Origin of the sequence: Synechococcus sp. OH2 (genome assembly GCF_047462155.1) — a bacterium.
In the GTDB taxonomy this organism is placed as follows: Bacteria; Cyanobacteriota; Cyanobacteriia; order Thermostichales; family Thermostichaceae; genus Thermostichus.
Map to the genome: position 1 here is coordinate 1 of NZ_JANSIR010000115.1, position 8829 is coordinate 8829.

The following is an 8829-nucleotide window of genomic DNA, read 5'->3' on the forward strand; positions in this document are numbered from 1 at the left end:
TTGCTAAGTGTTGCTACTGTACCCCTTGATTCCTTAACAGGCTGTAAGAACCGTCTTGGCGTTTGATGAGCGTGGCCGATTTGGGATTGGTGCCTGCTAACATCCCACACTGGTAGGAGCCAACATCCAGCTCAAAACGCTCGCGTCCCTCAACGGTGGTCGGCGATACTGTCCAGTCCCTCTCACGGAAAGAGAAGATTCGGGCATCGTAGGTAACAAAAACAAAGCCAGACTTGAACGCTTTAACTGGACGATTCTTTTGCTGGGCAACCTTGCGGGCACCGGCCAACCTTCTGCATACCTGTTGGGCTAAGTTGCTGGATAGCCCAAAGCGGGTACGAATTTCGCGGTAGCAAAGAGATTGAAGCTTGACGGCGTTGACTATCTTCTCTGGCGTGTTTTGGTTGACCCAGTAAGGCCTCCGGCCCGCTGGCGCGAGGAGTGCTTGTGCAAAAGCAGACAAGGTTGCCTCTCGCTTCACAGCTTGCAAAGCAGATACCTTGAGCTTGCAGGAGATAGTCAGAACCTGGGCCACCTCACAATTATCCGTCGTCCGCTGCGTCGTCTTCTCCAGATGTTCATGCTGGGATTGGCCTCTCTTTGGGCAGCGAGCTTTCTGGCTTTTCCCGCCGGTCTAGTTGGATCCCAGCCATTGTCCCCGCAAGCGGGTGGCGAAACAACCCCTTGGAAAGCACCTCAACAGCCAACAGCTCAGGCGCTCTGAGCCCATGCGCGGCCCAGGCCGAGAGAGCGGTGCCGCCTGTGCCCGTTAAAGTTTTCCGGAAGCCAAAGGGATCCGGGGGCGAAAATCCACTAGTCTATTGGCAATCTGGCTTTGGCCAGAACTGTCTAGCCAATTGCTGAGGTGCAACTGTGGAAACGGCCATCGAGTGGATTACCGCCCATGAGATTCTCGACTCCCGTGGGCAACCGACCCTAGAAGCTTTGGTGGGCCTGGCCAATGGGGCCACCGGCTTGGCCCAGGTGCCCAGTGGTGCTTCAACCGGCACTTTTGAGGCCCATGAGCTGCGGGACGGGGATCCCAAGCGCTACGGCGGCAAGGGCGTGCTGAGGGCGGTGGAAAACATTCTTGGCCCCATCCAGTCGGAGCTGCAGGGAGAAGATGCCCTCAACCAGGCCCGCATCGACCAGTTGATGATCGATCTGGATGGCACCCCCAACAAGTCGCAACTGGGAGCCAACGCCATCTTGGTGGTCTCTTTGGCCACGGCTAAGGCGGCTGCTAGTGCAGTGGGTCTGCCCTTGTACAGGTACCTGGGTGGACCCTTTGCCAACCTGCTGCCGGTACCCCTGATGAATGTACTCAACGGCGGTGCCCACGCCGATAACAACCTCGATATCCAAGAGTTCATGCTGGTGCCTAGCGGGGCACCTAGCTTTCGCGAGGCGCTGCGCTATGGGGCGGAGGTGTTTGCAGCGCTAAAACAACTGCTGCGGCAGAAGGGGCTGTCCACTGGGGTGGGGGACGAAGGCGGGTTTGCCCCCGATCTCCCCTCCAACGCAGCGGCTCTGGATCTGTTGATGACGGCCATTGAACGGGCGGGCTACAAGCCGGGGGAAGACATTGCCTTGGCCTTGGACGTGGCCGCCAACGAGCTGCTGCAGGATGGACAGTACCACTTTGAGGGCAAAGCCCGCAGTGCTGAGCAGATGGTGGACTACTACGAACAACTGCTGGCCAACTACCCCATCGTCTCTCTAGAGGATGGGCTGGCGGAGGAAGATTGGGCCGGCTGGCAGGCCATGACTGCTCGGCTGGGATCGCGGGTGCAACTGGTGGGGGACGACCTGTTTGTGACCAACCCAGCCCGGCTGCAGAAAGGCATCGACAGCGGCGCCGCCAACGCCATTTTGATCAAGCTCAACCAGATTGGCACGCTGACGGAGACCGTCTCAACCGTGCAACTGGCCGTTCAGGCGGGCTTTCGCACCATCATCAGCCACCGCTCCGGCGAAACAGAAGACACCACCATCGCCGACCTGGCGGTGGCCACCCGCGCCGGCCAGATCAAAACCGGATCCCTCTGCCGCAGCGAGCGCATTGCCAAGTACAACCAACTGCTCCGCATCGAAGACGAGCTGGGGGAAGCAGCCGTTTATGCCGGTCGGGTGGGCCTGGGGCCTAGGGCTGTGCCGGCGCAGCATCGCTAGTCTGTCTGGATTCCCAGCACCTGCACCAAAAAGGCCCAGCGGTCGGCGGTCTCTTCAATGAGCTTGCTGGTGGGCTTGCCAGCCCCATGGCCGGCTTTGGTGTCGATGCGAATGAGGATGGGCTGGGATCCCCCCTGGGCCGCCTGCAGGGCAGCAGCAAACTTAAAGCTGTGGGCCGGCACCACCCGGTCGTCGTGATCCGCGGTGGTGATCAGGGTGGCGGGATAGGCGGTGCCGGGTTTGAGGTTGTGCAGGGGGGAATAGGCGTAGAGGGCCTTGAATTCCTCGGGGTTGTCCGGGGATCCGTACTCGGAGACCCAGGCCCAGCCGATGGTGAACTTGTGGAAGCGCAGCATGTCGAACACCCCCACAGCGGGCAGGGCCGCGGCAAAGAGATCCGGCCTTTGGGTCAGGCAGGCCCCCACCAAGAGGCCGCCGTTGCTGCCGCCGGCGATGGCCAACTTGGAGGGATTGGTGTAGCCATGGGCGATTAGCCACTCAGCCGCGGCAATGAAGTCGTCAAAGACCTTTTGCTTGTTGAGCTTGGTGCCCGCCTGGTGCCAGGCTTCCCCATATTCGCCGCCGCCGCGCAAATTGGGCTGGGCGTAAACCCCTCCCATCTCCAACCAGGCCACCAGGCCCACCGAGAAGCTGGGGGTCAGAGAGATGCCGAAGCCGCCGTAGCCGTACAGCAGGGTGGGGTGATCCCCTGTCCGCGCTAGGCCGCGGCGGTGGACAAGGAACATGGGAATGCGGGTGCCGTCTTTGCTGGCGTAGAACACCTGCTGCACCTCATAGGCGTGGGGATCGAAATCCACCTGGGGCTGGCGAAAGAGGGTGCTCCTGCCAGTGGTGAAGTCGTAGCGGTAGATGGTGGGCGGGGTGGTGAAGCTGGTGAAGGTGTAGAAGGTCTCAGTGTCGTAGCGCTTGCCAGCAAAGCCGCTGGCGGATCCCAGCCCTGGCAGAGGGATCTCCCCCAGGTAGGTGCCGTCTAGGGCAAAGGTCTTGATCTGGGTGTGGGCGTCTTTGAGGTAGAAGGCAACAAATTGATTGTGGATGAGGCTAACCCCTTGCAGGGTCTCCTCAGCCTCAGGGATCACCTCTTGCAGGTGCCCTGGGTTGTCGAGATCAAGGGCCACCAGTCGCCGCCGCGGAGCCTGGAAGTCCGTCAGCAGCCAAAAGCGGGAGCCGTCGTTGCCAACAAAGCTGTACTCGGCCTGGAACTCGCAAATGAGCTCCACCACCGGCGAGTTGGGATCCCGTAGGTCTTTGTAGAAGAGGAGGTTTTTGGGATCCGTGCCCCGCCAGACGGAGATGATGAGGTAGTTGCCATCTTCGGTAACCCCGCCAGCAAAGCCCCACTCTTTTTGGTCGGGGCGGTGATAGATCAAGACATCTTCCGACTGGGGGGTGCCGAGGCGGTGGTAGTAGAGCTTTTGGAAGTAGTTGGTACTTTCGTACTCGCTGCCGGGGGGTGGCTCGTCGTAGCGGCTGTAGAAAAATCCCTGCCCATCCAGTGTCCAGCTGGCCCCAGAGAACTTAATCCAGCGCAGGTGATCCGGCAGGTCTTCTCCAGTTTCGATGTCCCGCACCTTCCACTCCTGCCAGTCGGAGCCGGAGCGGGAGAGGCCATAGGCTAGGTAGCGCCCGTCGCGGCTGATGGCAATGCCTGAGAGGGCTACAGTGCCGTCTTCCGAAAACGTGTTGGGATCCAGCAAAACCCGGGCTTCGCCCTCCAGGCTCTCTTGCGTATAGAGAACGCTCTGGTTTTGCAGGCCGTCGTTTTTGAAGTAGAAGTAGCGGCCGCCCTCTTTGAAGGGCTGGCTGTATTTTTCGTAGTTCCAAAGTTGGGTCAGGCGCTCCAGGAGCCGCTGCCGCGCCGGGATCCGCTGCAGATAGTCAAAAGTTAGCCGGTTTTGCGCCTCGATCCAGGCCCGCGTCTGCTCAGAATCCAGATCTTCCAGCCAGCGATAGGGATCCGGCACCGGCTGCCCATGGTAGACATCGACAACGGTGGGATCCGGATGGCTGGGCGGGTAGTTAAACATAGGGACGGAGCAGCGAAAGGCCAATTCCACTATGGCAGAGGGAAGAGTCGGCAACCCACCCCAAGACCTGAGCCTCAAATGTCTGAGGGAGCAAGCCTCGCTATAGTGGAAGCCGAGTTGTGCAGGTGGGTTTCGTGCTTCAGGGTTCCCCTTCCTCTCAGCGTTCCCAGGTCGAACGGATTGGCGCCTATCCCTGTGGCCAGGGCCACTACCGCTTCTCGGTGTGGGCGCCCTTGGTCGAACACGTGGAGCTCAAAATCATCAGCCCTTTCCAACAGGTCATCCCTCTGGCCCAAGATGAGCAGGGCTACTGGCAGGGTGAAGTGGAGGGGATCCCGCCGGGGCCAGTGGACTACCTCTACCGCCTGCACACCTCAGGGGGGGTGGTGGAGCGGCCGGATCCGGCTTCCCGCTGCCAGCCCTACGGCGTCCATGGCCCTTCGCGGGTGGTGGATCCCCACTTCGACTGGCAGGATCAAGCCTGGAAGGGGATCCCGCTCTCCCAGTGGATCCTCTACGAGCTGCATGTAGGCACCTTTACCCCGGAGGGCACCTTTGCCGCCCTGATCCCCCGCCTGCCGCAACTGGTGGAGCTGGGGGTCAACGTGCTGGAGCTCATGCCGGTGGCCCAGTTTCCGGGGGAGCGCAACTGGGGCTATGACGGCGTCTACCCCTATGCCGTGCAGGTCAGCTATGGAGGAGCAGCGGGCCTGAAGGCGCTGGTCAATGCCTGCCACCAGCAGGGCCTGGCTGTCATTTTGGACGTGGTCTACAACCACCTGGGGCCGGAGGGGAACTACCTGCGGGACTTTGGCCCCTACTTTACCGACAAGTACCGCACCCCTTGGGGGGAGGCCCTCAACTTCGACGACCGCTATTCCGACGGCGTGCGGGAGTTTTTCCTGCAAAATGCCGAATACTGGCTAGAGGAGTTTCACCTGGACGGCCTGCGGCTGGACGCGGTGCATGCCATCTACGACTTCAGCGCCCACCCTTTTTTGCAGGAATTGGCAGAGCGGGTGGAGGCCCTGGAGGCGCGCACAGGCTGGCCCAGGGTTCTGGTAGCCGAAAGCGACCTCAACGACGTCCGCCTCATCACCCCCCGCGAGCAAGGGGGCTACGGCCTAGATGCCCAGTGGTGCGACGATTTCCATCACTCAGTTCACACCCTGCTTACTGGAGAAAAGACAGGCTACTACCAGGACTTTGGCCAATTGGAGCACCTGGCCAAGTCCTACCGCGAGAGCTACGTCTATTCCGGCCAGTACTCCCGCTACCGGGCCCGCCGCCACGGCAATTCCGCTCTCGCCAGGCCGGGCTCCCAGTTTGTAATCTGCATCCAAAACCACGACCAGGTGGGCAATCGCCGGCTGGGGGAACGCCTCAGCCAGCTCACCTCCTTCGCTGGCCTGAAGTTGGCCGCCGCTGCTCTGCTGCTGGCTCCCATGCTGCCACTGCTGTTTATGGGGGAAGAGTATGGGGAGGTGGCCCCGTTTCTCTACTTCATTAGCCACGGGGATCCCGACCTGGTGGAAGCGGTGCGCCAGGGACGCCGCCGCGAGTTCAGCGCCTTTGCCTGGCAGGGGGAGGTACCGGACCCGCAAGCGGAAGAGACCTTCCTGCGCTCGAAGCTCAACTGGGAACTGGCCACTGCTGGCCACCACCAGGTCTTGCGGCGGTGGTACCAAACCCTCATTTACCTGCGCAAGACCCTGCCGCCGCTGCAAAACCTAGAGCGGAGTTCGGTGGGGGTGGAGCTGTTTGCCCCAAGCGGCCTGGCCCTGCACCGCCACCAGGGATCCCAAGCCGTTCTGGCCCTGTTTAACTTCAGCTCCGACCAAGCAGCCACCTACGCCCCATGGCCCAACGGCCGGTGGGAGAAGCTTCTAGATAGCGGCGACGCCAAGTGGCTGGGCCAGGGATCCTCCCTGCCGGCAAAAAACCAAGGGGATCCCGTTGAGGTGCCGCCCTATGGGGTGGTGGTCTACAGCCAGCCATCCCGACCGCAGCCGTAGCGCCAGGCCTCGCGCCGCCGGTTCCAGAAGTAGTCTTGCGGGGCCCCTTCCAGGCGGTCGGCTAGCCTTTGCAGGAGCTCGTAGAGGCCAAGGGTGGCAAAGTGGCCCGCCCAGGCCACCAGCTCCGGCAGCCCTAGCCGGGGCAAAAGCGCGGCCACCAGGGCTGGATCTTGCCTCATCACCCCCCACAGTGCCTGGGCCAAGCCGCCAAACTGCACCACATCCTGCAAAAAGGGCCGCACCACCTGGGGGCCGGCGGCAACCATGGCTGCAAACACTCTGCTCAACAGGCGGTTAATGCTGTTGGGATCCCAGTTTTTCTCTCCCAAGGGAGGGATCATCGCCTTTTGAAAAAGCCAGGTTACCGCCAAATTGGGCTGGTAGGGCTGCAGCAGGGCCAGGGCCGCCTGCTCCAACTGCCGCTGCACCAGCGCCTCGTGGATCCCCTGCTGCAGGCGATCCAGATGGCGCAACATCGCCCCAAAGCCGCCAAAGCTCAAAGGCGACTGGCTGCCGCTGCTGTCTCCTACCGCCAAAAGGCGATCCCAGGGCAGTTGTAGCGGGCTGCGGCGGTAGGCGGGGAAGACGCCACACAGCTTGCGCACCCAGCGGATCTGGGCCAGCTCGGCCCCCTGGTAGGCAGGGAGCAGCCGGCAGTAGTCCTGCCAGAGCTTCTCCAGACTGGGTCGGCGGGGATCCCGGTCGCAGTAGGTAAAGATATAGGTGGTGCGGCCATCGCGGGCGGGGAAAGCCTCCCAAAAGGGCTGGTAGCCCTCCTGGGCGGGGGTAAAGCTGTAGAACAGATCCCCAGTGGGTTGCTCCGGCAGCCCCTGGGCGCAGGATCCCACCACCAGACAGACACTGTCCGGCGGCTGCCCTTGGCGGGCCTGGGCCGCAATGGGGGAGCGGTGCCCCATGGCATCCAGCAGCAGTTGGGCGCTGAGCTGGCCGGTGGTGGTTTGGATGCGGATCCCATCGGGGTGGACCGTGGCGCCCAGAAACCCGGTTTGCTCCCGCACCTGGCCCCCCCAGGCCAGGAAATGCTGCTTGAGGAACTCCAGCAAGCTGACCGGATCCACGCCCACGTTCAGTACCCCTTCCACCCACCAGGTGGGACCCTCCCCAAAGCCAATGCGCCCCCTGGGGTAGTGGGTCACCTGCACCGCCTCCCACTCTGTCGAGGTGAGCAACTCCAGCTCTAACAACACCTGCAGCTCCTGCCGGGAGGTGTTCCACTCCTGCTCCCGCCCCCGCAGGCTCCCCCGCTCGATGAGGATCACCCGCCAGCCCCGCTTGGCCAAAGCTGCCCCCAGGAGAATCCCCAGGGTGCCGCCGGCAATCACCACATCGGCATCCCGGCTGCCCAGGCTTTCAGAACAGCGGTGCACCACCGCCGGAGGCAACACCGTTGGCCCCTGCCGCAGGGATCCCCACCAGGCCTCCAAGGCAGGCAGAGCTTCAGGGGGGGAGATGAGTTCAGCCATGGTGATTTCCTCCAGGCTAGACCAGCCCGCGGCTGTGGAGGCGACGGTGGATTAAAACCAACGTATCCGCCTCGCCCACATTGCCCGGAAACAGCACCACCGGCAAGTTGGGAAAGCGGGGGTGATCCGCCGGCGTGAGCACCATGGAGATCCCTGGGTAGATCTGCCCCAGCAGCCGCACAGCCGGCAGGTTGAGGCCGAGGCTGAGGGTGTCGTTGGAGGTGATGCCGCCCTTGCTGACCAGGTAGCCCATCCCCTCCGGCAGCCCCTGCACAATCGCCATCAACAAACGAGAAACCCTCTGCCCAAAGGCCAGGCGAGCCTCTGGGGTGGCGCCGTCGAACCTCACTTCTTCTCGGCTGGTGTAGACCACCGGCGTCAGGCCCTGCTCGTAGGCGCGCTGGACTTGGCTCAAGAGGGCCGGCAGCAGCTCCGCTTCCCGCCCCGGTTCCAACAGGCGCTTCACCTCCACTTCAATGCCCTGGATCCCTGGCTCCTGCAACAGGCGGGCCAACTGCTGGCTGGACTTTTGCACATGGGATCCCACGATCACCACCCCTGGCCGGTCGGAGCGGACAAACTGCCCCATTTGCTCTGGCGGAACCGGCTGCGGCGGCAACTGGGCTAGAGCCGTCAAGAGGCTGGCGGCGCTGCGAAACAAAAAGCGCTTCCCCTGCTCCAGAGCCGCCCAAACATCCTGGGCAAAACGGTCCAGATCCGCTTGGGTTTCTCCATCCACCACACAGCAGACATTCCCCTCTAGACCCAAAAGCTGCTCCAGACAGCCGGCGCGGATCTGCTCCAGCGTCAATCGCACCACCTGCTCAGCCCGAATCCGCCCCTGGGTTTTCTCCTGCACATAGTCGGGCAAATAGCTGTGGTGGTAGCCGAACACCGCATCGCGGGCAAACTCCGTTTCATGCACGGGCACCCAGCGGCCCTCCACCCGCAGGTAGTGGACGCTGTCGCGGGTGATGCGCCCTCCCTCAAAAAAAGCCGGCACCAGAAAATGGGCATCAAAAGGCCCCAGCTCCGCCGCCATGACATCGGTTTCCAAGGGGTAGTGCCCGCGCAGCGTCGAGTCGGAGCGGCTGACAAAAAGGGCCCGCT

The 8829-nt window shown here is 62.5% G+C and carries 5 protein-coding genes and 1 pseudogene; 2 read left to right on the plus strand and 4 right to left on the minus strand.

Going from position 1 to position 8829, the window contains the following annotated elements:
- Positions 1-37 precede the first annotated feature (37 nt).
- A pseudogene (locus NW835_RS12125) lies at positions 38-535 on the minus strand (RNA-guided endonuclease TnpB family protein); the annotation flags it as partial.
- Positions 536-873: 338 nt separating this feature from the next.
- On the opposite strand from NW835_RS12125, the gene eno reads away from it, so the two are divergent.
- A complete protein-coding gene (eno, locus tag NW835_RS12130; protein WP_414364061.1) occupies positions 874-2172 on the plus strand; it encodes a phosphopyruvate hydratase in 1299 nt (432 codons plus the stop codon).
- On the opposite strand, the gene NW835_RS12135 is transcribed toward eno, so the two are convergent.
- Positions 2169-4220 (minus strand): prolyl oligopeptidase family serine peptidase, encoded by a 2052-nt coding sequence (locus NW835_RS12135; RefSeq protein ID WP_414415417.1) that lies wholly within the window; start codon positions 4218-4220, stop codon positions 2169-2171. The genes eno and NW835_RS12135 overlap by 4 nt on opposite strands.
- A gap of 134 nt (positions 4221-4354) precedes the next feature.
- On the opposite strand from NW835_RS12135, the gene treZ reads away from it, so the two are divergent.
- Entirely contained in the window at positions 4355-6235 is a 1881-nt protein-coding gene (gene treZ, locus NW835_RS12140) for a malto-oligosyltrehalose trehalohydrolase (protein ID WP_414415418.1), read from the plus strand.
- Here the strand turns inward: treZ and NW835_RS12145 are convergent.
- Together NW835_RS12145 and NW835_RS12150 are read right to left on the minus strand one after the other, a co-directional pair.
- On the minus strand, positions 6205-7719 hold the full coding sequence (locus tag NW835_RS12145) for an FAD-binding oxidoreductase (protein ID WP_414415419.1): 1515 nt from the start codon (positions 7717-7719) through the stop codon (positions 6205-6207). The genes treZ and NW835_RS12145 overlap by 31 nt on opposite strands.
- Before the next feature lie 16 nt (positions 7720-7735).
- Positions 7736-8829 (minus strand): four-carbon acid sugar kinase family protein (locus NW835_RS12150; protein ID WP_414415420.1); only part of this gene is annotated, 1094 nt, incomplete at its 5' end.